The sequence below is a fragment of the Streptomyces sp. NBC_00028 genome (genome assembly GCF_045041065.1).
In the GTDB taxonomy this organism is placed as follows: domain Bacteria; phylum Actinomycetota; class Actinomycetes; order Streptomycetales; family Streptomycetaceae; genus Streptomyces.
In genome coordinates this window covers 8,066,320-8,090,789 of the sequence record NZ_CP108293.1, presented here as the reverse complement: position 1 = coordinate 8,090,789, position 24,470 = coordinate 8,066,320, and the positions used below count along the sequence as shown (strand labels likewise).

Here is a 24,470-nt window from a genome sequence, read left to right as displayed (position 1 = left end):
TGTCCGGTGGCTGGGCGTCGCTGCCGGGCGCGGATCCATGGAGAAGCCGGGTGCGGGACCCACCGAGAACCAGGTGCGGACCCACGGAGAAAAGGGCTCGGGGGATTCCCCGAGCCCTCTCGCTTCCGTCCTACTTCTCCGTGACCCCTGCCGAGTCGAACGTCGCCACCTCGTGCATCGCCCTCGCCGTGCTCTGGACCAGCGGCAGGGCGAGCAGCGCGCCGGTGCCCTCGCCGAGGCGGAGGTCGAGGTCGACCAGGGGGCGCAGGCCCAGCTTGTTCAGGGCGGCCACGTGGCCCGGCTCCGCGCTGCGGTGACCCGCGATGCAGGCCGCGAGGACCTCGGGGGCGATGGCGCGGGCCACCAGGGCGGCGGCGCCGGCGCTGACGCCGTCCAGGATCACCGGGGTGCGGAGGGAGGCGCCGCCCAGGAGGAGGCCGACGATCGCCGCGTGTTCGAAGCCGCCGATCGCGGCCAGGACGCCGATCGGGTCGGCGGGGTCCGGCTGGTGGAGTTCGAGGGCGCGCCGGACGACCTCGGTCTTGCGGGCGAGAGTCTCGTCGTTGATGCCGGTGCCGCGGCCGGTCACCTCGGCCGGGTCGGTGTCCGTGAAGACCGAGATCAGGGCGGCGGACGCGGTGGTGTTCGCGATGCCCATCTCGCCCGTCAGAAGCGCCTTGTTGCCTGCCGCCACCAGGTCGCGGGCCGTCTCGATGCCGACCTCGATGGCCTGCTTGGCCTCCTCGCGGGTCATCGCGGGGCCGGTGGTCATGTCGGACGTGCCCGCGCGGACCTTGCGGGGCAGGAGACCGGGGGTCGCGGGGAGGTCGGCCGCGACGCCGACGTCCACCACACAGACCTCGGCGCCCACCTGGCTCGCGAAGGCGTTGCAGACCGCGCCGCCGCCGAGGAAGTTGGCGACCATCTGGGCCGTCACCTCCTGGGGCCAGGGGGTGACGCCCTGGGCGTGCACGCCGTGGTCACCGGCGAAGATCGCGACCGCCGCGGGCTCCGGGATCGGCGGCGGGCACTGGCGGGACAGGCCGGACAGCTGGGCGGAGATGATCTCCAGCATGCCGAGCGAGCCCGGCGGCTTGGTCATCCGCTTCTGCCGCTCCCAGGCCTCGCCGAGCGCCTTGGCGTCCAGCGGGCGGATCTGGGCGACGGTCTCGGCGAGCAGGTCGTGCGGCTCCTCGCCGGGCAGGGCGCGGCGGCCGTACGTCTCCTCGTGGACGACCCAGGACAGCGGACGGCGCTTGGACCAGCCGGCCTGCATCAGCTCGGGCTCGTCCGGGAACTCGTCGACGTACCCGACGCACAGGTAGGCGATGACTTCGAGGTGTTCGGGCAGGCCGAGCGCGCGGACCATCTCGCGCTCGTCGAAGAAGCTGACCCAGCCGACGCCGAGGCCCTCGGCGCGGGCGGCGAGCCACAGGTTCTCGACCGCGAGCGCGGCGGAGTACGGCGCCATCTGCGGCTGGGTGTGCCGGCCGAGGGTGTGCCGGCCGCCGCGGGTCGGGTCGGCGGTGACGACGATGTTCACGGGAGTGTCGAGGATGGCCTCGATCTTCAGTTCCTTGAACTGCTTCGCCCGGCCCTTGGGGAGGGACTTGGCGTACGCGTCGCGCTGGCGCATGGCCAATTCGTGCATGCTGCGCCGGGTGTCGGCGGAGCGGATGACGACGAAGTCCCACGGCTGCGAGTGGCCGACGGACGGGGCCGTGTGGGCCGCCTCCAGGACACGGAGCAGCACCTCGTGCGGGATGGGGTCACCGCGGAAGCCGTTGCGGATGTCGCGCCGCTCGCGCATGACCTTGAGGACGGCCTCGCGCTCGGCGTCGTCGTAGGCGGGCGCGGCCGGGCCGGTGGACTGGCGTACTTCTTCCACGGTGGCCGTGCTTTCTTCCTGATCGGCGGCCCGGGTGTCCAGGTCGTCGGCGTTCTGTACGAGTTCCACGTGTTCCGGGTCGTCGCCCTCGCGCGGTGCGGGGACAGCGGGCTGGTCCTGGTGGGCCTCCGCGTCCCCTGGGGTTTCCGCGGGCAGGATCAGCGGCTGCGGCGGGGTGGGAGCGAGGTGCGGAGTCGTCGGCACGGAACCCTCCACCTGGACGAACTGGCCCAGGGGCTGGCCGGGATGGGGGGTGGCAACGCCGCCGGGCGTCTGCGCGGGCGTGGCCTGGTCCATGAACAGCACCTGGGGGCCTGCGGGTTCGGCGATGAGGCCGTGGGGGGCGGCCGGGGGCTGCGGGACGTCCACCTGCGCGGCAGGGGCGACGGGAGCCGGAACGGGAACGGCTTGGAGGTCGTCTCCCGGCTGGGCCGCGTCCGTCGCAGGAACCTCGGGCTGAGGTGCGTCCGCGACCTGGGAGGCGGGGTCGGGGACGGCGACCGGCTGCGGGGTGGCTTCCGCCTCGGCGGCAGCGGTCTGCTGGTCGGGGGTGCCCGGTGCGAGGTCCGTGGGGTGGGGCAGCGGCTCGGCGCCGGGGGCGGTCTCGGGCGACGGTTCCACGACGGTGACCTCCGCGGGGGCGACGGGCTCGGCGGCCGGGGCGGTGGCCTCCGGCTGCGCGATCTGCCCGACGACGGCCGCTGCGGGGGTGTCGGTGGCAGGGGGCGCCGGGATGTCGATGACGGGAGCCGTGGGAGCGTCCGTGGCGGGAGCCGGGGGAGCGTCCGTGGCGGGAGCCGTGGGAGCGTCCGCCGCGGGAGCCGTGGGGGTGTCCGCCGCGGGTGTCGCGGGGGCGGTTGCCGGTGAGGTCGCCGCGGGCTGCGGTACGGCTTCGGGGGCCTGCGGGGTCGGTACGGCTTCGGGGGCGTCCGGGGCCGGAGCCGGGACAGGCGTCGGGATCGGGGCGGTGTGCTCGGAGACGGTCATGGTCTCGGCTACGGGGGCCTCGGGCGTAGCGGCGGGGGCTTCGACGGGAGCCTCTGCGGGGGCGCTCGTCTCGGCTACGGCAGCGGTGGCCTCAGTGATCTCGGGCGCGGGTACGGCTGCGATGACGGTCGGGGCGGCGGCGTCAGGCTCGGCGGCCGTGGCCTCCGGTCCGGGGACTGCGGGGGTGGCCTCTTCTGCCACAGCCGTGGGATCGGCGGTGAGGGCAATGGCTTCGGGCACGATGGTGGGGTCGGCGGGCTCAGCCATGGCAGTCTGCCCGGCCTCCTCAGTCGCCACGGCATCCGCGACCTGCTCGGCCTCGGGCGCGACGGCCTCCGGGGGTAGCACCGTCTGCGGCTCCGGTGCGACCGGAGCCTCGGCAACCTGATCGATCGCATCGCCGTTCACCACGGCAGCGGTCTGCTCGGCATCGGCATCGGGCAGGTCCGCCCCGCCGGTCTCGGAAGCCTCGGCCGGAACTTCGGCCGGAACCTCCCCGACCAGCGGCGGCTCCCCACCGCCCGTCTCGGACACAGCACCAGCGACCGGCGCACCCTCACCGCCGATCGGAGCCTGTGCCGGATACGTACCCTCCGACGGCACACCCTCCGACGGCACGCCTTCGGACGGCACGCCCTCCTGATACGCGGCCTCGGACGGCACGCCCTCCGGACCCGCACCCCCCGTCTGCCCCACAGCCGGGGCGACCCCCGCCTCACCCGTCAGGCGGGCGACCGCGGCCTGGGCCGCGCCCACCGGCTCCGGGGCTTGCAGGGCCGCGTGATGATCCGTCGCCGGGACAACCGTTTCGGCAGCCTGGGCCACCACGCCCGCGGCGCCCCAGGGCACGGCACCCTGCGGGGCCATCTCACGCAGGGGCTGGGGGACGTCGAGGTACTCGGGGCCCGTCGTCGGCGGGCCCGCGTGGCGGGCCGGCGCGCCTGCGGGGCCGCGGTCGGCGAGGGAGCGGACCGGGCTCGCGGAGGCGTCGGGGATGGGCGGGCCGAGATGCAGCGGCCGACGGGGGGTGATCGGCGGGATCGGCGTCGTAGGAGCCGACGGAACGGGCTGCGGGGTGGGGAGGCGGACGCCACCGAGGTCGACGGAACCACTGTCGCGGCCGGCGGTCTCATGCGGACCAGGCTCGTGCACGGCCTCCGCGGAGGAACCCTGTGCGAACTCCCCATAGGGCTCCTGGACGGGCTGCCCGAATGACTCCTGCGCGGCGTCCGCGTACGGCTCCTGCGCGGCGTCCGCGTACGGCTCCTGCGCCGTGTCCGCGTACGGCTCCTGCGCCGGCTCCGTGAACGGTGCCTCCCAGGTCTCGACGACGGGCTCCGGTGCGGGCGGGGCGACCTCGTTGCCCCACGCGCCCTGGGCGCCCGGCAGCAGCAACAGGTCTTCGTCCTCGGCGGTGGTCTCGGAGAGGTAGGTGTACGCACCGTGCGCGGGGGCGCCCGGCTGTTCCACCATGCCTGCGTTCTCCGGCAGTCCCTCGCCCGGGACCTGGCCGGTGTCGGTCATGCGTACCCCTCGCCCATCGGTTAGTGCTTCTACGACCAGCTCACCGGGAACGGCGCACCGACCGCCCCCGCAGTGAAGAACGAGCGTGCGTGCCCAGCGGCACGAACGGCCCGCCGAGAAAGACGACAAAGCCATTAACTGGCATTGTCCCGGCCGTTCCCCCGTCGCGACAGGTTGATCCGCGACAGCCCGCTGTGGACTGCGCCACGTTGCGCGTCCTCCGGTTCTGCCGTACCACACCCACCCCAAAACGGGCGCGTTTTCCGGACATTGACGAACGAAAGGCCGGGCCACCGGGTGCGGTACAACAGTCGGCCAGCCTACCGCGCGCAGTACGACAACAGGATCACGGGGAGGACAAACAGGGTCACCCGGTGCGGTCGGGCAATACCCCGCTGAGCAGGAACGCGACGCTCCGTTCGGTCTCCGTCCAGGCCCTGGTGTCGAGTTCGACGGACTGGAGGAGGGCGCACTCGACGCGGTAGCCGTGTTCGGTCAGGTCGCGGCCGAGGAGTTCGGCCTCGTCGCGGGTCGAGGCATGGGCGACGATGCGCTGCGGGCGGCGGTCGGCGACCGCGGAGACGACCGCCGCTCCCCCGCCGCCGACCCGGACGACGTCCGGTTCGGGGAGGTTCTCCAGGACGTGCGGGGCGGTGCCGCGGACGATCTGGAGCTGGACGCCGAAGCGGCGGGCGGCGGCGTCGGTGCGGCCGCAGGCGGTGAGGTCCCGGTCGACGGCGATGACGGCGGCCCCGGCCCGGGCGGCCTCGGTGGCGAAGGCCCCGCTGCCGCAGCCGATGTCCCAGACGAGGTCGCCGACGCGCGGGCCGAGCCGGGCGAGTTGGGCCGCGCGCAGCACCTCGGTCTCGCCCTCGCCGAGCGGGCCGTCGTAGGCGTCAGCGGGCTGGACCCAGCCGCGCGGTCCGGTGCCGGGGTCCCGGCCGGCGATCCAGCCGCCGCCGTCGGCCGCGGCGACCGGGCCGCCCATGACGATGACCACGTTGGGGTCGCGCCAGGTGTGGTCGGCGGCCTTGTCCGAGGTGAGGACCGTGACCTGTTCGCGTGCGGTGCCGAGTTCCTCGCAGATGACGAAGGTGCGGTGGACGCCCTCCATCAGGAGGCCGAGTTCGGCGGGGCCCGCGCCCGGTGAGGTGAGGACGGCGACCTTGGTGTGGGCGCGGCACACATTCACCGCGCGTCGCAGGGTGCGGCGGTGTGCGACGACCACCTGGGCGTCGTCCCAGGGCATGCCGGCGCGGGCGAAGGCGGCGGCGACCGAGGAGACGGCGGGGACGACCTCGACCTCCAGGCCGAACTCGGGTGCGCGCAGGGTGCGTACGACGCCGAAGAAGCCGGGGTCGCCGTCCGCGAGGACGACCGCGGTGCCGCGATGGCCGGCGATCCCGCGGGCGGCCAGCGAGACACTGCCGAGGCGGATGCGTTCGGCGGCGGCCGGTACCTCGGGCAGCGTCAGATGGTGGGGGGCGCCCGCCACCAGCGTCGCGGCGCCGAGCGCGGCGCGGGCCGCGGCCGTCAGCGGCGAGCCGTCCCAGCCGATCACCGTGACCCGGTCGGCCATCTTCGTCAGTCTCCAGGTTTGCGCAGGTCGTCAGGGGCGGGTTCCGTGAGGGTACCTGGTCGACCCGGCGAACGCGGACAGCGGTACCGTCCGCCCCTCCTGGTTCAGTTCCAGTCGCCGTACGAGGTGAAACCGCCCGTGTCGGCCAACTGCTCCCCCGCGCCCTCGATGTCCTCCGGCAGCAGGCTCCAGACGATGAAGTCGGTGCGGACGTCGGCCCAGGTGTCGTCCTCGGTGCGGACCCGCGCTATGCAGGCGTTGCGCAGGACGCCCTCGCTGATGCAGCCGATCTTCTGGGCGACCTGCTGGGAGGCGGTGTTGTCGGCGGCCGTGCGGAGCTCTATGCGCTCGAACTTCTGGTCGGTGAACAGCCATTGGGCGGTGGCGAGGGCGGCCTCGGAGGCGTAGCCCTCGCCGCGGGCCCAGGGGGCGATGATGTACGACAGTTCGGTGGCGCGGATGTGCCAGTTGGTCTTCGTCAGTTGGACGATGCCGACCAGGCGCTGGGTGAGGAACTCGGTGACGGCGAGGTCGAGTCCGCGGCCCGCCGTGCGTTCGGTGGGCGCGTACTCGTCGATCCAGCCACGCGCGTTCTCCTCGGTGAAGGGCTGCGGGACGTCGGTCCAGGCGGCGATCTGCTCGTCGTTCATCATCTCGGTCAACGCGGGCACGTCGTCCTCGTCGAGGGGACGCAGCACCAACCGCTCCGTGCTGATGGAGATGTTGGGGAAGGTGCTAGTCATGCGCCGCTCCGTAACCTTCGGGAACTTTCAGGGCCTGCTGAACTGCCCAGCATGCAGCATGAAGGCACTCAACCGCACGACAGGGTCCACTCGGGGTGATCGAGTGGACCCTGTACGTATCGGTACGTATCAGAAGGACGGGATGACGGAACCGTCGTACTTGTCCTCGATGAACTTCTTGACCTCGTCGGAGGTGAGGAGCTTGGCGAGCTTCTTCACGCGCGGGTCGTCCTCGTTGCCGTCCTTCACCGCGAGGAAGTTGCCGTACGGGTTGTCCGTCGCGGACTCCAGGACGAGGGCGTCCTTGGCGGGCGAGAGGTCGGCCTCGATGGCGTAGTTGCCGTTGATGACGGCCGCGTCGACGTCGTCCAGGGAGCGCGGGGTCTGGGCCGCCTCCAGCTCCTTGAACTTGAGGTTCTTGGGGTTCTTGGTGATGTCGGCGGGGGTCGCCTCGTTGCCCACGCCGTCCTTGAGCGTGATGATCCCGTTGGCGGCGAGGAGCTTGAGCGCACGGGCCTCGTTGACGCTGTCGTTCGGGACCGCGACGGTCGCGCCGCTCTTGAGGGCGTCGGCGCTCTTCACCTTGTGGGAGTAGAGGCCGAGCGGCTCCAGGTGAACCGTCACGACGGGCACGATGTGGGTGCCGTTCTTCTTGTTGAAGTCGTCGAGGTACGGCTGGTTCTGGAAGTAGTTGGCGTCGACCGAGCCGTCCTCCGTCGCCGTGTTCGGCGTGACGTAGTCCGTGAACTCCTTGACCTCCAGGTCGAGGCCCGCCTTCTTCGCCAGGTTGTCCTTGACGTAGTTGAGGATCTCGGCGTGCGGGACGGGGCTCGCGGCGACGACGAGCGGGCCGCTCTTGTCGGTGGAGCCGGCGGAGTCGTTGTCCGAACCGCAGGCGGTGAGGCCGAAGGTGAGGGCGCCGGCGGCGAGGACTGCGGTCGTGAGCTTTGCGGTGTTACGCACGAAAAGTGCCTTTCCTTTTGGGCAGAGCGACCCCGCGAAGGGTGTGCGGGGAAGTTTTGGGAGGGGTGGGTCAGACGGTCTTGGTGTCCGCCGTCGCGGCCTTCAGCAGCCGCAGTTTCGGCGCCGGACCCGCCTTGCCGCCGCGGCTGTGCAGCGAGCGGGCCGCGAAGTCGCCGGCGAACTGGATCAGCGAGATGACGACCGCGAGGATCGCCACGGTGATCCACATGAGCTGGGTCTCGAAGCGCTGGTAGCCGTAGCGGATGGCGATGTCGCCGAGGCCGCCGGCGCCGACGGTGCCGGCCATGGCGGAGTAGCCGATCAGCGCCACGATCGTGGTCGTGGTGCTGGCGATCAGGGAGGGCAGCGACTCCGGTACGAGGACCTTGCGGACGATGGTCCAGGTGTTGCCGCCCATCGACTGCACGGCCTCGACGAGCCCGCCGTCCACTTCGCGGACCGCCGTCTCGACCAGCCGCGCGAAGAACGGGATCGCCCCGATGGCGAGCGGCACGATCGCGGCCTCGCGGCCGATGGTGGTGCCGGTGATGGAACGGGTGAAGCCCATCAGCGCGACCATCAGGATGATGAACGGCATCGACCGGGCGACGTTCACGACCTGGCCGATGACCTTGTTGGCGACGACGTTTTGGAGCAGTCCGCCCCGGTCCGTGAGGACGAGGAGGACGCCGAGCGGGAGGCCGCCCACCACGGCGATGACGGTGGACCACCCGACCATGTAGAGGGTGTCCCAACACGCCTGGGACAGCAGGGGCTGCATCTCGGACCAGGTCACTTGGCACCTTCCTTCACGAGCACCGGCTCGTCGACGACGTCGATCTGGAGGCCCTGCTCGCGCAGGAACCCGATCGGCACGACGTTGTCCTCGTAACGGCCGGGCAGTTCGATGCGCATCCGGCCGACCTGGAGACCGCCGACGGTGTCGATGGCGGCGCCGAGGATCGAGATGTCGATGTTGTAGGTGCGCGACAGCTGGGAGATGACCGGCTGGGTCGCGGCCTCGCCGTGGAAGGTGACGTCGACGACGGTGCGGTCGGCGCCGGTGGCCTCGCCGCCGACCGGGAAGAGCGCGGTGGCGAGTTCGGAGCCGGGGGTCGCGAGCAGCTCGCTCACCGTCCCGGACTCGACGATGCGGCCGTTCTCCATGAGGGCGGCGGAGTCGCAGATCGACTTCACGACGTCCATCTCGTGGGTGATGAGCAGGACGGTCAGGCCGAGCTGGCGGTTGAGGTCGCGCAGCAGCTGGAGGATGGAGCGGGTGGTCTCCGGGTCGAGGGCGCTGGTGGCCTCGTCGGAGAGCAGGACCTTGGGGTCGCCGGCCAGGGCGCGGGCGATGCCGACACGCTGCTTCTGGCCGCCGGAGAGCTGGGCCGGGTAGGCCTTCGCCTTGTCGGCGAGCCCGACGAGGTCGAGCAGCTCCAGCGCCTTGCGCGAGCGCTCCTTGCCGGACTTGCCGAGGATCTCGAGCGGCAGCTCGATGTTGTCCTGGACGGTCCGGGAGGACAGCAGGTTGAAGTGCTGGAAGACCATGCCGATACGGCTGCGTGCCTCGCGGAGTTCCTTGCCGGCCCGTGGGCCGCGTCCGGCGAGGGCGGTGAGGTCGCGGCCGGCGACGGTGACCGTGCCGGCGGTGGGGCGCTCCAGCAGGTTGACGCAGCGGATGAGGGAGGACTTGCCGGCGCCGGACTGGCCGATGACGCCGTAGACCTCGCCTTCGCGGACATGGAGATCGACGCCGTCGAGGGCGGTGACCTCACGGCCGCGGGAGCGGTAGACCTTGGTCAGGCCCGAGGTGGTGATCACTGGGATTCCATCACTGTCGAGTTCGTACGCGGGCGTGGGTGTGCCCTGGTACGAGAGGAACGGGTGTGCGCGGGGCAGCACGGTCACGTACGGCGAGGCCGGTACGGACATGCCACGGCTGCTCGCTTCGGGGCGCGAGGCTCAGGGGTGGTGCGGGGGCCCTCTAGAAGGCGCACATTCGACACATACAGCGAGCACCGGGCGTCATGGTCGCCTCGGTCGCAAAGGTGCGGTCGCTCGTCGTGGTCATGGAATCAGTAAAGCAGACGTATGGTCCTTACCAACCGCCGCTGTCCGCATCCTGGACAGCGGCGGACAGGTGTCACGGGCGGGCGGAGATCTCCACGCCGGCCGCCGTGACCAGGGCGGACAAGGCCGAGAGGTTCTCGATCACCAGGTCGGCCGCCAGCTCGTGGGCCTGGTGGGTTGTGGTCAATGCCACGGTGGTCATCCCGGCGGCCCGTCCGGCCGCGAGGCCCGCGGGGGCGTCCTCGAAGACGACGCAGTCGGCGGGGTCGACGCCGAGTTCGCGGGCCGCGAGGAGGTAGGGCTCGGGGTCGGGCTTGCCGCGGGTGATGTCGTCGGCGGAGACGAGGGTCTTGGGCAGGATGCCGACGGCGTCGAGGCGGGCCTCGGCGAGCCGGCGGGTGGCGGAGGTCACGACGGCCCAGCGGTCGGCGGGCAGCGAGGCGAGGAACTCCCGGGTGCCGGGCAGCAGCTGGACACCGTCGTTGGGCACGTCCTCCACCTCCAGCGTCTCGATCCGCGCGACGGCCTCGGGCACGATCTCGGCGGGCAGCAGATCGGCGGCTATCTCGACGGCCGGCCGTCCGTGCAGCTCCACGCGCGCGAAGTCCTCGGCCGTGATGCCGTACTCCTCGGCCCACTGCCGCCAGCAGCGGTCCACGGAGGCGAGGGAGGAGACGAGGGTGCCGTCGTTGTCGAAAAGCATGGCCTGTGCACGGATCTTCATGCCGTCGACCCTACGGGGTCGCGTCGGCCGCTCGAACCCTGCTCGATTCTCGCTGCACGGGGCGTCGAGGCGAGGCCGGGGGCGACCCCGGCCGGTCTTCCGCTCCGTAATAGGGTCGCCCCATGCTTGATGCCCTGACGCTCGTGACCGGCGTCGCCGCGCTGCTGCTCGCCGCCTGGTGCGGCTGGGCCGCCTACCGTGATCAGCCGACGAAGGACTGGCACTTCATCGGGATGGGCGTGGTGTCGCTGCTGGCACTGGTCCAGCTGGTCGTGGGGATCGTGCAGCTGGCCCGCGGCGAGAAGCCGGAGCAGGGGACGACGATCTTCGTGGCGTATCTGGTGGGCGCGTTCGCGTGCGTCCCGGCGGCGGGGCTCATGTCGTTGACCGAGCGCTCGAAGTGGGGCTCGGTGACGGCGGCCGCGGGCGGTGTGGTGCTGGCCGTGCTGGAGGTGCGGCTCTATGACATCTGGGGAGGCTGACGTGACGGCGACCGAGGAGAAGCCGGCGCGGCTGATCAGCGGGCCGGGGATGCTGCTGGTCTGGCTGTACGGGGTGATGGTGGTCGGCGCGGTGTCGCGCTCGGCGTACCAGATCGCCACCGAGTTCGACCGCGCTCCGCTGGCCTACTCGCTGTCCGCCGTGGCGGGGCTGGTCTACGGGTTCATCACGTACTCGCTCGTCCGGGGTGGCGAGACGGCCCGCAAGGCGGCACAGGTGTGCTGCGCCGCCGAGCTCGCGGGCGTACTGATCGTCGGTACGTGGACGCTGGTGGAGCCGTCCGCCTTCCCCGACGCCACCGTCTGGTCGGACTTCGGCATGGGGTACGTCTTCATCCCGGTGCTGCTGCCGCTGTCCGCCCTCTACTGGCTGCGGAAGGCCGGTACCGCCTCCGCTACGCGGTAGCCGCGTACGTCCCCGCCGGCTTCTCCAGGACGATCATCGGTACGCCGTCCGCGCCCTTCGACGTGCCCACCGCCTCGTAGCCGACCTTGCGGTACAGGCGCAGGTTGCCCTCGCTGCGGTGGCCGGTGAAGAGGCGGAACCGGGTGGCGCCGCGCTCCTCGGCCAGGGCCGACTCCGCCGCCCGCAGCAGTCGGGCGCCGATGCCGTGGCCCTGGAGGCGGGGGTGGACGCAGAGCTTGCCGATGGCGGCCGAGCCGTCCTCGGTGACATGGCCGCGGACCGAGCCGACGACCTCCTCGCCGAGCCGGGCCACGAAGACGCAGTCCGAGGCGACCTCCTCACGGACCGAGTCCAGGCTCTGGACGAGCGGGTCGATGCGGTAGTTGCCGTACAGCGCCGCCTCGCTCTGGAAGCACAGGTACTGCAACCTGAAGATCTGCTCCGCGTCCTGCACGGTCGCCGCAGAGATGGTCACGCTCATGCCCATGTGCGCACGCCTCCCGCTCACCTGATCGCCTGTCGTCCCTCACTCCTATCCCCGCGCTCCGCGGGCCGCAACCTCCGGTGTGAGCAAACGACGCAGACATCCCAGGCATCTGGAACGTTCCGGACCGAGACTGCCCTGTGAGATACCCAACTCCCCCGCGATTTCCCGGTAGGTGAGGTCCATCGGGGAGAGCAGCGCCTCAAGCAGCCGGGGGCAGCGGCCGGGCAGACGGCGTACGGCGTCCCGCAGCGCCCGGCGCCGGGCGGTCGCCAGAGCATGGTCCTCGGGGCTGCGGCCGGCGTCGTCCGCGGGTTCCGTCTCATACGGCCGTTCGAGGCGCGTCGTACGACGGGAGCGGCGCGCCTCGGAGCGGACCGCCCGGCGGAGCCAGCCCGGCGGGTCCACGGGCGGACCGTCGGTGTCGAGGCGCTCCAGGAGGCGGAGCCAGACCGCCTGTTCCAGGTCGCCGGGTTCGGCACCGGAGGCGTGCGCCTCCGCCAAGGCCTCGGCGGTGAGCAGCGGGCGCAGGGTGGTGAGCAGGTCGTGCGGCGGTGCGGTGACCGGGTGGTGCGGCGGGGTGGTGGTCAGGTCGCGCGGCGGGGTGGCGATCAGGTCGTGCGTCATACGCCTCACGACGCGGCCGTCCGGGCTGCGGGTTGCCCGGACGGCCGGCTGTCACCCCAACCGGGGCCGGGCGCTCACCGGTTGACGAAGTCCTCGCGGGCCAGCAGGCCGGTGTCCGCGTTGTCGGTGAAGACACCGTCGATACCGGTGGCGAAGTACGTCCTGTAGGCGCCGAAGACATCGCCGTAGGCGTCGGCGTCGGTGCCCTTGCGGAAGCTCGTCGGCAGGAACGGGTTCTCGTTGCGCATGGTGTAGGGGTGGAGGAGCAGACCCACCTTGTGCGCGTCGGCGACCAGGGTGGTCGGGCTGGTGAGGTCGCCGTTGGCGTCCTTGGGGATGACCAGGTCGAGGGTGGGGCCGATGCCCTGGGCGTATCCGGCGATCTCCCGCAGCCCGGCGGGCGTGATCAGGTCGGCGACCGTGCGCGGGTCGCCCGTCTCGACGAAGTCCCAGGGGCGGCTGGTCGCGGAGGAGAGCAGCACGACCAGCGGGTTGTCGACCAGCCGGTTCAGGCGCTGGATGCTGGTCGGCTCGAAGGACTGGAGGATGACCGGCGCGTTGCGGCCGTCCTTGCCGTGCTTGCGCAGCAGCTTGGCGACCCGCTCCTCAAGACCGAGACCCAGCTTGCGGAAGTAGGTGGGGTGCTTGGTCTCCGGGTAGATCCACACCTGCCGGCCACGCTTGCGGGTCTGCTCGTCCTGCCACTTCAGGACCTCTTCGAAGGTGGGGATCTCCCAGCGGCCGTTGTAGAGGGTGTTGTGCGGGCGGTTGGCCGGGATGCGCTCGATCGCGCGCAGGGTCTTCAGCTCGGCGAGCGTGAAGTCCTCGGTGAACCAGCCGGTGACGGAGACACCGTCCAGGACCTTCGTCGTCCTGCGGTCGGTGAACTCCTTGTGGTCCGCGACGTCCGTCGTCCCGCCGATCTCCGGCTCATGACGGCAGACCAGGTGACCGTCCTTGGTGGGCACCAGGTCGCCGGCCTCGACGACATGGGCGCCCAGGTCGAGGGCGAGCTGGTACGACCCGAAGGTGTGCTCGGGCCGGTAGCCGCTGGCGCCCCGGTGCCCGATGATCGTCGGCACGGGCAGGCTGCTCAGCCCACCGCCGTGCCGCACTCCACCGGCCCCGGCGGCCTCGGCGGTCCCGGCGGCCTCGGCGGCTCTCGCCGTGCCGGACAGCCCGAGGACCGCTCCCCCGGCACCGAGCACGGCCGCGCCGAGCAGCGCCCGCCGTCCGGTTACACCCGTCTGCCCGTCCACGGCCTGAGAATCCTGCGATCCCATGAGCGCCCTCCTTGCGTCGGCTCGTCACTGCGGGCCGATCGTAGGTGCGTGTACATGACCGCGGGGAGACCCGCGGCGGAACACGCGGGTGACGCGGGATGTCGTCCATGAGGCAGGAGTTGACGGCCCATCAGGCCCTGAGCGCGATGTCCGTCACATCATGGCCGCCAGGTTACGACCGGTATTCGGCGCGCCGCCGCAGGTAAACCCGCGTCAACACTGCGTAAGACCTCGGTGAACCCGATGTGCAAGACCCCCCGGGCCGCGAGTATCGTCCTCACCTGCACAGACTTAGACCGATTCCCTTGACACCGGAGGGCCCGTTGTCCCGCTTCGCGCTCATCAAGGCAGTGCTCGGACCGATCATGCGCCTGATGTTCCGCCCACAGGTGGAAGGCGCCGAGCACATCCCCGGAGACGGTCCGGTCATCCTGGCCGGCAACCACCTCACCTTCATCGACTCGATGATCCTTCCGCTCGTCTGCGACCGCCAGGTGTTCTTCATCGGCAAGGACGAGTACGTCACCGGCAAGAGCCTGAAGGGCCGGCTCATGGCGTGGTTCTTCACCGGCGTCGGCATGATCCCGGTGGACCGGGACGGCGGACGTGGCGGCGTCGCCGCGCTGATGACCGGGCGGCGGGTGCTGGAGGAGGGGAAGGTCTTCGGTATCTACCCCGAGGGGACGCGGTCGCCCGACGGGCGGTTGTACCGGGGGCGTACCGGTATCGCGCGGCTGACGATGATGACCGGGGCGCCTGTGGTGCCGTTCGCCGTGATCGGCACGGACAAGTTGCAGCCGGGGGGCGCGGGGATGCCGCGCCCTGGGCGGGTGACTGTTCGGTTCGGTGAGGCGATGGAGTTCTCCCGGTACGACGGGATGGACCGGGACCGGTATGTGCTGCGGGCCGTGACGGACTCCGTGATGACCGAGGTCATGCGGTTGTCCGGGCAGGAGTACGTGGACATGTATGCGACGAAGGCGAAGGCTGCGTAGTACTTCGTCCGACGGCCGGTGGGGGCTGGTCGCGCAGTTCCCCGCGCCCCTTAAGGCCGGCCATCCAACCGTTGGTTTCGTAGCAGGAACCATGCTGCCAGTGCCGTGGCGAGCAGGACTGCCGCTCCTGCTCCCGCCGCGATCGCCAGGCCGTCCACGAAGGAGTCTCTCGCCGACGTCAGCAGTGCTTGCGCCTGCTGCGTCGGCATTCCCGCCGCTGACTCCACCGCTGCTCCCAGTGACTCATGGGCGCCCGCGGGTGTGCCGGCCGGAGCCGTGAAGCCCCTGTACACGGCCGTCACGATCGAGCCCAGTACGGCGATGCCCAGGGCCGCGCCCAACTCGTAGGCCGTCTCTGAGACCGCTGACGCCGAGCCCGCCTGTTCCTTCGGGACGCTCGACAGGATGACGTCGGCGGTGACGGTGAAGGAGAAGCCGGCGCCGATGCCTACGACCAGCAGGGCCGCGCCCAGCAACGGGTAGCCGGTGGACTGGTCGATGACGGTCAGCGAGGCCAGTGCCACGCCTACCGCCGCCAGGCCGCCGGAGACCACCGCGCGGACCGACCAGCGGCGGGCCGCCCAGCCCGCGATCAGGCCGGCCGCCACCGCGCCCACGGCCGCGGGGAGTTCGGCGAGGCCTGCCTCCAACGGGCTGCGGCCCTGGACGAGTTGCAGATACTGCGAGAGGAAGAAGACCAGGCCGGACAGGCCGAGGATGGTCAGCAGGTCGGCGAGGACCGCCGCGCTGAAGCCGCGGTTGCGGAACAGCCGCATGTCCAACAGGGGTGTCGGCAGGGTCAGTTGGCGGTGGACGAACCAGTACAGGGCCCCCGCGCCGAGTGCGCCGACGCCGAGGATCTCCCAGCCGAAGCCGTGCGTGGCCGTCTCCTTGACCGCGTACACCACCGCGATCACGCCGACCAGGGACAGGCTGACGCTGATCAGGTCCCACGGGCCCGGGTTCGGGTTCTTCGACTCCGGCAGCAGCTTGATGCCGACGAGGACCAGGACCGCCATCACGGGCAGGTTGATCAGGAAGACCGAGCCCCACCAGAAGTGTTCGAGCAGGAAGCCACCGGCGATCGGGCCGATCGCGGTGCCCGCGGAGGCCGTCGCGCCCCAGATGCCCACGGCGAGACTGCGTTCCCGCGGGTCGTGGAAGAGGTTGCGGATCAGGGCGAGGGTCGCCGGCATGAGGGTCGCGCCCGCGACGCCCAGAAGGGCGCGGGCGAGGATCATCATCTCCGGTGTCGTGGCATAGGCGTTGAGGACCGATATCGCGCCGAACGCGGTCGCGCCGATCAGGAGGATGCGCTTGCGGCCGATGCGGTCGCCCAGGCTGCCCATGGAGACGAGCAGCCCCGCGATGACGAATGAGTAGACGTCGCCGATCCACAGGAGCTGGGAGCCGGTCGGATTCAGGTCCTCGCTGATGTAGGGGGTCGCGAGACCGAGGACGGTCGCGTCGACGGCCACCAGCAGCACGGCGAGCACGAGGACGGACAGCGCGAGCCAACGGCCCGGACGCTTGGTCACCGCCTCGGTCGTGGTCGCCGGCTGCAGGGTGCTGGTCATGATTCCTCTCTCGTATCTGTGTGGTGCGGTTCTGTGTGACGCGCTGCTGTGTGACGCGGTTGTGCGGGAGGCGGCTCTGCGTGGTGCCTCAGCGCACCGCCCAGCAGCAGCTCGGCGATCATGTACGTGAAGTCCTTCGCCGCCACGCGGCCCTCCATCACCGCCCAGGCGCCGGAGGCCAGCAGGCCGTACAGCGCCTCGGTGAGCCAGGCCGGGGTCAGGTCGATGCGGAACTCACCGGCCGCCTGACCGCGTCGGAACAGGGCCGCGATGCGCTCGTCGATGCGGGTCCAGCCGGGGTTCTGCCCCTCCCCCTCGAACAGCTGGTTCTCGGTGTAGAGGAAGGCGAGCAGGGAGGCGGCCGGTTCGATCTCGCGGACGAGGCGGTGTACGGCGTCCCGCGCCGGGCCCTCGTCGAGCCGGGCCGCGTCCAGCGCGGCCTCGCACTCCTCGATGCCGAGTGCCTCAAGGGCGCGTACGAGCGCGTCGCGCCCGGCGAAGTGCCGGTGCAGGGTGGCCCGGCTGATCCCCGCGGCCTTGGCGACCTCGTCCATGGTCGCGGTGGACTTGCGGGTCAGCAGGGCCGCGGCGCTGCGCAGCACATGAGCTCGGTCGACAGCCATGAGACAACCATAGCCCATGTGAGACATTGATGTCTCACTGTAGGCATGAACGTCTCACACATGTGGTGCTGAGCAGGGGTTTTGTTGTCTCAGTGCCAGGGAAGGCTGCCGCGCTTCTCCCAGTACTCCCGCGGCTCCTCCGTCAGCTCGGCGAGGCGCGCGAGCTGGTCCTCGTCCAGGTCCACGACGGCCGCGTGCAGATTGGAGGCCAGCTGGGCGGTGGTCGCCGCCCCGGACAGGACGACCCCGGCCCACGGCCGGCGCAGGACGAGAGCGAGGGCGACCGCGTCACAGCCGAGAGACGTCTCCTCGGCCACGGCCTTCAGGGCGTCCGGAGCATGCGGGCCCGCGAGCCTGCCGTTGGCCATGCCCTCCTTGACGATCACCGTGAGTCCGGCGTCGTGCGCCTCGGCGAGGGCGGGGGCGGCGGAGGTCTCCAGGGCGTTGTACGTCGCCTGGACGGTACGGAAGAGGGGCTCGCCGTCGACCGTCACCTCCAGGGCGGCGCGGATGGCGTCCGCCTGGGCGGGGCCGCTGGTGGAGAAGCCGATGCTGATGCCGTCGGCGGCGGCCTCGGCGAGCCTCGCGTGCAGTTCCTTGTCGGTGAGGGCCGGGCTGTCCGGGGTCACCGAGTGGATCTGGTAGAGGTCCAGATGATCGCCGAGGAGCTCGGCGGTTTCGCGGCGCTGGCGTTCGTAGGTGTCGAGGCCGTGGTCCTTGACCTCGTGCTTCTCGGCGTCCGTCGTCCAGGCGGCGGTGTAGGTGTAGCCCCATTTGCTGCCGATGACCACGTCGTTCCGGCCGGGGTCGGCGTTGAGCCAGTCCGCGAGGAACTCCTCGGAGCGGCCGTAGGAGCGGGCCGCGTCGAAGTAGCGGACGCCCTGGGCGTAGGCGGCGTCGAGGAGTTCGTGGGTGCGGGCGCGCAGCGATTCGACGCTGCGGTTCTCCGCGAGGCCCAGGTCTTCGTCACGGCCGAGGTTGATGTAGCCGGGGCGGCCCACGGCCGCGAGGCCCAGTCCGATGTGGCAGGTGGGGGTGGTCGCTGTGGCCAGGCGGGCGAAGGGCATCGCGGGCTCCGTTGGGTCGGCTCAAGGCTGTTCCCAACCTAACCCGCGATGACCTTCGGTTCAGAGCTCGGGTGGTGCGGTTCGCTGTGCGAGTGCGGGTGGTTCGTGGTTGCTCGCGCAGTTCCCCGCGCCCCTGGCGGCGCTGCCCCTAACCCTTCTTCGCAGTGGCCCAGGCGTGCTGAGCCTCCACGTTCGCCTTTACCTCCGCCAGCTGGATCGCCACCGCACTTGGGGCCGTGCCGCCCCTGCCGTTGCGGGAGGCCAGGGCACCCTTGACGTTGAGGACCGTGCGGACCTCCGGGGTGAGGTGGGCGCTGATCTTCGCGAACTGGTCGTCCGTCAGTTCGTCGAGTTCCTTGCCCTCGGCCTCGGCGGCCTTGACGCACTCGCCGGCGACCTCGTGGGCGACGCGGAACGGGACGCCCTGCTTGACCAGCCACTCGGCGATGTCGGTGGCGAGGGAGAAGCCGGCCGGGGCCAGTTCCTCCATGCGCTCGCGGTTGACGGTGAGGGTGGCCATCATGCCGGTGAAGGCGGGGAGGAGGACCTCCAGCTGGTCGCAGGAGTCGAAGACCGGCTCCTTGTCCTCCTGGAGGTCGCGGTTGTAGGCGAGGGGCAGCGCCTTCAACGTCGCCATCAGACCCGTCAGGTTGCCGATCAGGCGGCCGGACTTGCCGCGCGCCAGCTCCGCGATGTCGGGGTTCTTCTTCTGCGGCATGATCGACGAGCCCGTGGAGAACGCGTCGTGCAGGGTCACGAAGGAGAACTCCTTCGTGTTCCAGATGATGATCTCCTCGGCGATCCGGGAGAGGTTCACGCCGATCATCGCGGTGATGAAGGCGAACTCCGCGACGAAGTCACGCGAGGCGGTGCCGTCGATGGAGTTGCCGACGCTGCCGTGCTCGAAGCCGAGGTCCTTCGCCACCGCCTCCGGGTCCAGGCCGAGGGAGGAGCCGGCCAGGGCGCCGGCGCCGTAGGGCGACACGGCCGTGCGCTCGTCCCACTGGCGCAGCCGCTCGGCGTCCCGGGAGAGGGCCTGGGCGTGGGCCAGCACATGGTGGGCGAAGAGCACCGGCTGGGCGTGCTGGAGGTGGGTGCGGCCGGGCATCGCCACGTCCGCGTGGGCCTCGGCGAGGCCGACCAGGGCGTCCTGGAGGTCGGCGATGAGGCCGGCGATGATCCGGGCGTGGTCCCGCAGGTACATCCGGAAGAGGGTCGCCACCTGGTCGTTGCGGGAGCGGCCGGCGCGGAGCTTGCCGCCGAGGTCGGGGCCGAGGCGCTCCAGGAGGCCCCGCTCCAGGGCGGTGTGGACGTCCTCGTCGGCGATCGTGCCGACGAAGGAACCGGCGGCGACGTCGGCCTCCAGCTGGTCGAGCCCGGCGATCATGCGCTGAAGCTCGCCCTCGGTGAGGAGCCCCGCCTTGTGCAGCACGCGCGCGTGGGCACGCGAACCGGCGATGTCGTAGGGAGCCAGCCGCCAGTCGAAGTGCACGGACGCGGACAGCTTGGCCAGGGCCTCGGCGGGACCGTCGGCGAAACGGCCGCCCCAGAGCCGGACGTCACCGCTGTTGCTGCTCACTTGCGTTGCTCCTCATCGCCGCATTCAGGGTTGTGCATGAGTGTTATGCATGAGTATGCAGACCACTGCATGATTCGTCAATCTGACGTGTTTTTGGGATTCCCTTTGAACATGGGAAACCGCTTGCTCGTACCTCTCCCCGAACGCAGGCGCCGCGTTTGTACACACGACGAACATCACGACACTCCCGACCCTTGTGAGGCATCCGCATGTCCAGGGCCCTTCCGAAGTACAACAAGCGCCGCGTCGCCCTCATCGGCAGCGCTACCGCACTGGTGCTGACCGGTGCGGTGATCGCCGGTTCCGCCCTCGCCGGGGAGTCCTCCAAGAGCAGCGGCGACAACACCGCGCGCACCCTCGCGAGCCCGGGCACCATCACCTGCCCGGACGTCGCCTCCCAGCTCCCCGCCATCCCCGCGAGCGCGCAGGCGGAGATCGACCGCAACCTCGCCCTCCTCCAGACCCAGATCGACGAGGCCAACAAGCGTCTCGTCGACACCGTCGGCCAGGGCGGACCCAACTTCGTCCAGAACGCCATTCTGGGCCCGCTGGAGGACAAGCGGATCGCGACCGTCAACCGCATGGCCACCGCGATCGGCCGTACGGCGGAGAAGCCCCAGGGCCTTGACGCGCTCGCGCCCTGCACCCTCAACGCCGACGGCGCCGCGGACACGGGCGGGGAGGCCGAGGCCACGCCGAGCGCCCCCGCCTCGGAAGCTGCCGGGGACACGGGCCAGGACGCCGGGCAGGACACCGGCAACGCGGGCGAGGACGCGGGCAACGGCGCGGGCGATGCGGACAACGCCGGCGTCGGCACCATCACCTGCCCTGACGTCGCCTCCCAGCTCCCCGCGATCCCGGCTTCCGCGCAGGCCGAGGTGGACCGCAACCTCGCGCTCCTGCAGACCCAGATCAACGAGGCGAACACGCGCCTGGTGAACACGGTCGGCCAGGGCGGCCCCAACTTCGTCCAGAACGCCATCCTCGGCCCGCTGGCGGACAAGCGGACGTCCACGATCGACCGCATCGCCATCTCCATCGGCCGCACCGCCGAGAAGCCCCAGGGCCTCGGTTCCCTGGCCACCTGCACGCTCACCCAGTGACGTGACAGGTGCTGTGGCCGCCCCGAGTGATGCGCCGGCCGGGGCGGCCACGGCGGGGACCGGGGAAGCGGACCCCGCAATTCATTAGACAGGCGAAAGATCTGCGCCCATAATCGTTAGACATGGGAAAGACTTACGAGCGCATAGACGGCAGGCTGCGCACTTTCATCGAGGCGCAGCCCCTCTTCTTCACCGCGACCGCCCCTCTCTCCGGTGACGGCACGGTCAACCTCTCCCCCAAGGGGCTCAAGGGATCCTTCGCCGTCCTCGACGAACTGACCGTCGCCTACCTGGACTTCGCCGGCTCCACCGCGGAGACGGTGGCGCATCTGCGGGAGAACGGCCGGATCACGCTCATGTGGTGCGCCTTCCAGGGCCCGCCCAACATCGTCCGGGTGCACGGCGAGGGCGAGGCGGTGCTGCGCGACGACCCCCGCTTCCCGGAACTGCTCACGCATTTCCCGGACATCGACCCGCGCCTGCACGGCCTGCGGGCGATCATCGTCGTGACGGCCCGGCAGATCCGCGACTCCTGTGGCTACGCGGTGCCCTTCATGACGTACGACGAGGACCGCGATCTGCACGCCCGGCGTTTCGCGCGCGAGGACGACGAATCCCTGAGCGCCTACTTCGCCAAGAAGGAGCACATCGCGACGAGCCTGGATGGCCTACCCGGGCTGCCGTTGCCGCTGCCGCCCTCTACCGTCTGAGCCATGGGCTCCCCCGCCGTCGCCACGGCTCTCGTGTCCGCGTCCCTCCTCGTGCTCGGCGCCGCTCCTGACGGCGGGCGACTCCCGCTTCCCGCACGCATGGCCGACACCGGGGGCGGCAGCCAGCTGATCACCGCGGTGGCCGCCAAGGACACCTCCACCTCCGGGACCGTCACCTGGTGGGATCTGCGCAACGGGCAGTGGGTGAAGGCCGGTTCGGCGAAGGCGCGGTTCGGGGCGAACGGGCTCGTGGCGGGCACCTCGCGCAAGCAGGGCACGAACACCACACCGGCGGGGCTGTACGAGCTGCCGTACGCCTTCGGCATCAAGGGCGCGCCGAGCGGGACCTCGTACAAGTACCGTCCGGTGCGGGCGAGTTCCTGGTGGTGCCAGGACAACGACTCGCGCGTCTACAACCGTTGGAGCGAGCCGCGCGCCAAGGACTGCCGGGCGGCCGAGTCCGAGCATCTGATCACGTACGAGAAGCAGTACGCGTACGCCATGGTGATCGGCTTCAACTACAGCCATCCGGTGCGTGGTCGGGGCGCCGGGATCTTTCTGCACGTCAACGGCGACGGTGCGACGGCGGGCTGTGTGTCCGTGCCGGCGGACGCGATGCGCCGGATCCTGAAGTGGGCCTCTCCCGGTCGGGAGCCCCACATCGCGATCGGTACGACGGGCGGGCCTACGGCGATCACCCGGTACTGAGCCGGACGGTGAAGGTGGTCGAGCCCGGCGCGCTCCGCAGGCTCACCTCTCCGCCGTGCGCCTCGGCCACCGCGGCCACGATCGACAGGCCCAGGCCGGCGCCGCCCCCCGGGGCGTCGGTGCGGCGACGGTCGGCTCGGGTGAAGCGTTCGAAGACGCCGGGCTGGATGTCCTCGGGGACACCGGGACCGTCGTCGTGGACCGTGAGGACGACCGACGTGTCGACGGTCTCCAGGGAGACCGTCACCTCGGTGCCGACGGGTGTGTGCCCACGCGCGTTGGCCAACAGGTTGGCCAACACCTGTTGCAGGCGGTGGGCGTCGCCGCTGACCGTCACCGGTTCCTCGGGGAGTTCCAGGGTCCAGCGGTGGCCGGGGCCCGCGGCCCGGGCGTCGGTGACCGCGTCCAGGACCAGCATCGTGAGGTCGACCGGGCGGCGCTCCAGGGGGCGGCCCGCGTCCAGCCGGGCCAGCAGCAGCATCTCGTCGACCATCTCGCCCATGCGGGACGACTCGGCGGCGATGCGTTCCAGGGCCCGGGTGATCTCCGGCGGGACCGGGCCCGGGTGCAGCAACGCCAGTTCGGCGTGGCCGCGCACCGACGCGACCGGGGTGCGCAGCTCATGGCTGGCGTCGGCCGCGAAGCTGCGCAGCCGTTCCTCGCTGGCGTGCCGTTTGGTGAGGGCGTCCTCGACATGACCCAGCATGCGGTTGAAGGCGCCGGCGACCTGGCCGACCTCGCTGCGGGGGTCGGACTCCGGGGCCCGGGGCGGCAGCGCCACCTCGCCGCTGGCCAGCGGGAGTTCGCTGACCCGGGTGGCGGTCGCCGCGACCCGGCTCAGCGGGCGCAGCGACCAGCGCACCCAGAGGGCGCCGACCACGCCGGTGACGGTGAGCGCGAGGCCGAAGACGATCCCGGCGAGCAGTTCGAGCCGGTGGACCGTGGCCTCCACGGGCTCCATCGGCAGGCCGGTGACCAGAGTGTCGCCGTCGAGGCCGCTCGACACCAGCACGCGGTAGTCGTGCAGCGCGGAGAGGTCCACGGTGTGGCCCTTGCCGTCGGCCGGGATCTCGGCGAGCCGTTTCTCGTCGCGCTCGGTGAGGGTGACGTCCTTGGTGCCGCTCGGACGGACGACCGCCGCGTGGGTGGCCGTGCCGTCGACCAGCCGGGCGCCGAAGGTGCCGGTGGCCTGGCGGCGGGTGTCGCCGCGATCGTCGGCGTCGTGGTCGCCGGATGTACCCGGCGGCTCTCCCTTGTGCTCCAGACTCACCGCGAACCGGTTCCCCGCCTCGGTCAGCTGCTCGTCGAGGCGGCCGGTGAGAAAGCCGCGCAGTCCGACGACGGCGGCCACGCCGACCGCGGCGCAGCTCACCGCCAGCAGCACCACCAGGCCGAGGGTGAGCCGGGCCCGCAGGGTGCGCGGCGGCACGCGCCTCATCCGGTCACCGGCTTGAGCACATAGCCCGCCCCGCGCACCGTGTGGATCATCGGCTCGCGCCCGGCGTCCACCTTCTTGCGCAGATAGGAGATGTACAGCTCGACGACATGGGCGCGACCGCCGAAGTCGTACGACCAGACCCGGTCGAGGATCTGGGTCTTGCTGAGCACCCGGCGCGGGTTGCGCATGAGGAAGCGCAGCAGCTCGAACTCGGTCGGCGACAGCTCGATGAGCTCACCCGCCCGGGTCACCTCACGGGCCTCCTCGTCCATGACCAGGTCGCCGACGGTCAGCCGCGGCCCCTCCTCCAGCTGGCGGGCCATGCCGGCGCGGCGCAGCAGTCCGCGGATCCGGGCGACGACCTCCTCCAGGCTGAAGGGCTTGGTGACGTAGTCGTCGCCGCCCGCGGTGATCCCGGTGATGCGGTCCTCGACCGCGTCCCGCGCGGTGAGGAAGAGCACGCACACATCGGGCTTCACGGTGTGCAGGGAGCGCAGTACGGCGAAGCCGTCGGTGTCCGGGAGCATCACGTCGAGCACGACCGCGTCCGGCAGCAGCTCCCGGGCCGCGGTCACCGCCGTGGCGCCGTCGCCGGCCGTGCGGACCTCCCAGCCCTCGTAGCGCAGGGCGCCGCAGAGCACCTCGGCGAGATCGGGGTCGTCGTCGACGACGAGGACACGCAGGGGCGTGCCGTCGGGGCGGGCGAGGGCCGGGCGGCCGGAGCGGGTGGTGTTCATCGCCCTCCCAGGATCACCCCTCGCGGGGGCCGCGGGCGCCGTCGGATGCTCTGAGTTTGCTCTGAGTGGGCTGAGCGGGGTGCCGGTTCAGAGGGTCCTGAGAAGTTGTGGCGGCACAGTGGCGTCCCTGGCAGGAGACAGGCAGGAGAAGG

At 71.2% G+C, this 24,470-nt stretch carries 22 protein-coding genes; 6 read left to right on the top strand and 16 right to left on the bottom strand.

The window, feature by feature from the left end; genetic code table 11:
- Positions 1–130: 130 nt before the first annotated feature.
- The 7 genes from cobT to OG885_RS36445 all read right to left on the bottom strand — a co-directional run bounded on the left by cobT (position 131) and on the right by OG885_RS36445 (position 10,481).
- Positions 131–4,399, bottom strand: a complete 4,269-nt coding sequence (cobT, locus tag OG885_RS36475; protein WP_405739101.1) for a nicotinate-nucleotide--dimethylbenzimidazole phosphoribosyltransferase — start codon at positions 4,397–4,399, stop codon at positions 131–133.
- Between the two features lie 367 nt (positions 4,400–4,766).
- Complete coding sequence (gene cbiE, locus OG885_RS36470) at positions 4,767–5,978, bottom strand: precorrin-6y C5,15-methyltransferase (decarboxylating) subunit CbiE (RefSeq protein ID WP_405739098.1); 1,212 nt, start codon at positions 5,976–5,978, stop codon at positions 4,767–4,769.
- A gap of 104 nt (positions 5,979–6,082) precedes the next feature.
- Positions 6,083–6,721, bottom strand: a complete 639-nt coding sequence (locus OG885_RS36465; protein ID WP_405739095.1) for a GNAT family N-acetyltransferase — start codon at positions 6,719–6,721, stop codon at positions 6,083–6,085.
- A gap of 129 nt (positions 6,722–6,850) precedes the next feature.
- Complete coding sequence (locus OG885_RS36460) at positions 6,851–7,684, bottom strand: MetQ/NlpA family ABC transporter substrate-binding protein (protein WP_405739092.1); 834 nt, start codon at positions 7,682–7,684, stop codon at positions 6,851–6,853.
- A gap of 70 nt (positions 7,685–7,754) precedes the next feature.
- Positions 7,755–8,480: a methionine ABC transporter permease gene (locus OG885_RS36455; RefSeq protein WP_405739089.1), complete on the bottom strand. Its 726-nt coding sequence runs from the start codon at positions 8,478–8,480 to the stop codon at positions 7,755–7,757.
- Complete coding sequence (locus OG885_RS36450) at positions 8,477–9,508, bottom strand: methionine ABC transporter ATP-binding protein (protein WP_405743037.1); 1,032 nt, start codon at positions 9,506–9,508, stop codon at positions 8,477–8,479. Before OG885_RS36450 ends, OG885_RS36455 begins: the two co-directional genes overlap by 4 nt.
- A 322-nt stretch (positions 9,509–9,830) precedes the next feature.
- The gene (locus tag OG885_RS36445) at positions 9,831–10,481 is read right to left on the bottom strand and encodes an HAD-IA family hydrolase (protein WP_405739086.1); all 651 of its coding nucleotides are present in this window, start codon (positions 10,479–10,481) and stop codon (positions 9,831–9,833) included.
- 122 nt (positions 10,482–10,603) lie between these two features.
- Here OG885_RS36445 and OG885_RS36440 point away from each other — a divergent pair, with 122 nt between their 5' ends.
- Entirely contained in the window at positions 10,604–10,963 is a 360-nt protein-coding gene (locus OG885_RS36440; protein ID WP_109500094.1) for a hypothetical protein, read from the top strand.
- 1 nt (position 10,964) lies between these two features.
- Positions 10,965–11,387: a hypothetical protein gene (locus tag OG885_RS36435; RefSeq protein WP_405739083.1), complete on the top strand. Its 423-nt coding sequence runs from the start codon at positions 10,965–10,967 to the stop codon at positions 11,385–11,387.
- Here OG885_RS36435 and OG885_RS36430 read toward each other — a convergent pair.
- The 3 genes from OG885_RS36430 to OG885_RS36420 all read right to left on the bottom strand — a co-directional run bounded on the left by OG885_RS36430 (position 11,377) and on the right by OG885_RS36420 (position 13,781).
- Positions 11,377–11,874, bottom strand: a complete 498-nt coding sequence (locus OG885_RS36430) for a GNAT family N-acetyltransferase (RefSeq protein WP_329341235.1) — start codon at positions 11,872–11,874, stop codon at positions 11,377–11,379. The genes OG885_RS36435 and OG885_RS36430 overlap by 11 nt on opposite strands.
- A 45-nt stretch (positions 11,875–11,919) precedes the next feature.
- On the bottom strand, positions 11,920–12,498 hold the full coding sequence (locus tag OG885_RS36425; RefSeq protein WP_405739078.1) for a sigma-70 family RNA polymerase sigma factor: 579 nt from the start codon (positions 12,496–12,498) through the stop codon (positions 11,920–11,922).
- Between the two features lie 74 nt (positions 12,499–12,572).
- Entirely contained in the window at positions 12,573–13,781 is a 1,209-nt protein-coding gene (locus OG885_RS36420) for a glycerophosphodiester phosphodiesterase (RefSeq protein ID WP_405739075.1), read from the bottom strand.
- 323 nt (positions 13,782–14,104) lie between these two features.
- Here OG885_RS36420 and OG885_RS36415 point away from each other — a divergent pair, with 323 nt between their 5' ends.
- Positions 14,105–14,776: a lysophospholipid acyltransferase family protein gene (locus tag OG885_RS36415; RefSeq protein ID WP_405743035.1), complete on the top strand. Its 672-nt coding sequence runs from the start codon at positions 14,105–14,107 to the stop codon at positions 14,774–14,776.
- 50 nt (positions 14,777–14,826) lie between these two features.
- On the opposite strand, the gene OG885_RS36410 is transcribed toward OG885_RS36415, so the two are convergent.
- The 4 genes from OG885_RS36410 to argH form a co-directional block, all read right to left on the bottom strand.
- Positions 14,827–16,353 (bottom strand): MFS transporter, encoded by a 1,527-nt coding sequence (locus OG885_RS36410; RefSeq protein ID WP_405739072.1) that lies wholly within the window; start codon positions 16,351–16,353, stop codon positions 14,827–14,829.
- The gene (locus tag OG885_RS36405) at positions 16,350–16,976 is read right to left on the bottom strand and encodes a TetR/AcrR family transcriptional regulator (RefSeq protein ID WP_405739069.1); all 627 of its coding nucleotides are present in this window, start codon (positions 16,974–16,976) and stop codon (positions 16,350–16,352) included. The genes OG885_RS36410 and OG885_RS36405 overlap by 4 nt, the downstream gene beginning before the upstream one ends.
- 89 nt (positions 16,977–17,065) lie before the next feature.
- Positions 17,066–18,043: an aldo/keto reductase gene (locus OG885_RS36400; RefSeq protein ID WP_405739066.1), complete on the bottom strand. Its 978-nt coding sequence runs from the start codon at positions 18,041–18,043 to the stop codon at positions 17,066–17,068.
- A 148-nt stretch (positions 18,044–18,191) separates the two neighbouring features.
- On the bottom strand, positions 18,192–19,622 hold the full coding sequence (gene argH / locus OG885_RS36395) for an argininosuccinate lyase (protein WP_405739063.1): 1,431 nt from the start codon (positions 19,620–19,622) through the stop codon (positions 18,192–18,194).
- Between the two features lie 209 nt (positions 19,623–19,831).
- Between argH and OG885_RS36390 the strand changes: the two genes are divergently transcribed.
- The 3 genes from OG885_RS36390 to OG885_RS36380 all read left to right on the top strand — a co-directional run bounded on the left by OG885_RS36390 (position 19,832) and on the right by OG885_RS36380 (position 22,143).
- Complete coding sequence (locus OG885_RS36390) at positions 19,832–20,725, top strand: hypothetical protein (protein WP_405739060.1); 894 nt, start codon at positions 19,832–19,834, stop codon at positions 20,723–20,725.
- A 122-nt stretch (positions 20,726–20,847) separates the two neighbouring features.
- Positions 20,848–21,435, top strand: coding sequence for a pyridoxamine 5'-phosphate oxidase family protein (locus tag OG885_RS36385; RefSeq protein WP_405739058.1), 588 nt, complete (start codon positions 20,848–20,850; stop codon positions 21,433–21,435).
- A gap of 3 nt (positions 21,436–21,438) precedes the next feature.
- Positions 21,439–22,143, top strand: coding sequence for a L,D-transpeptidase (locus OG885_RS36380; RefSeq protein WP_405739055.1), 705 nt, complete (start codon positions 21,439–21,441; stop codon positions 22,141–22,143).
- Here OG885_RS36380 and OG885_RS36375 read toward each other — a convergent pair.
- On the bottom strand, positions 22,130–23,581 hold the full coding sequence (locus OG885_RS36375) for a sensor histidine kinase (RefSeq protein WP_405739053.1): 1,452 nt from the start codon (positions 23,579–23,581) through the stop codon (positions 22,130–22,132). The genes OG885_RS36380 and OG885_RS36375 overlap by 14 nt on opposite strands.
- Positions 23,578–24,318 (bottom strand): response regulator transcription factor, encoded by a 741-nt coding sequence (locus OG885_RS36370; RefSeq protein ID WP_405739050.1) that lies wholly within the window; start codon positions 24,316–24,318, stop codon positions 23,578–23,580. Before OG885_RS36370 ends, OG885_RS36375 begins: the two co-directional genes overlap by 4 nt.
- Positions 24,319–24,470: the final 152 nt, after the last annotated feature.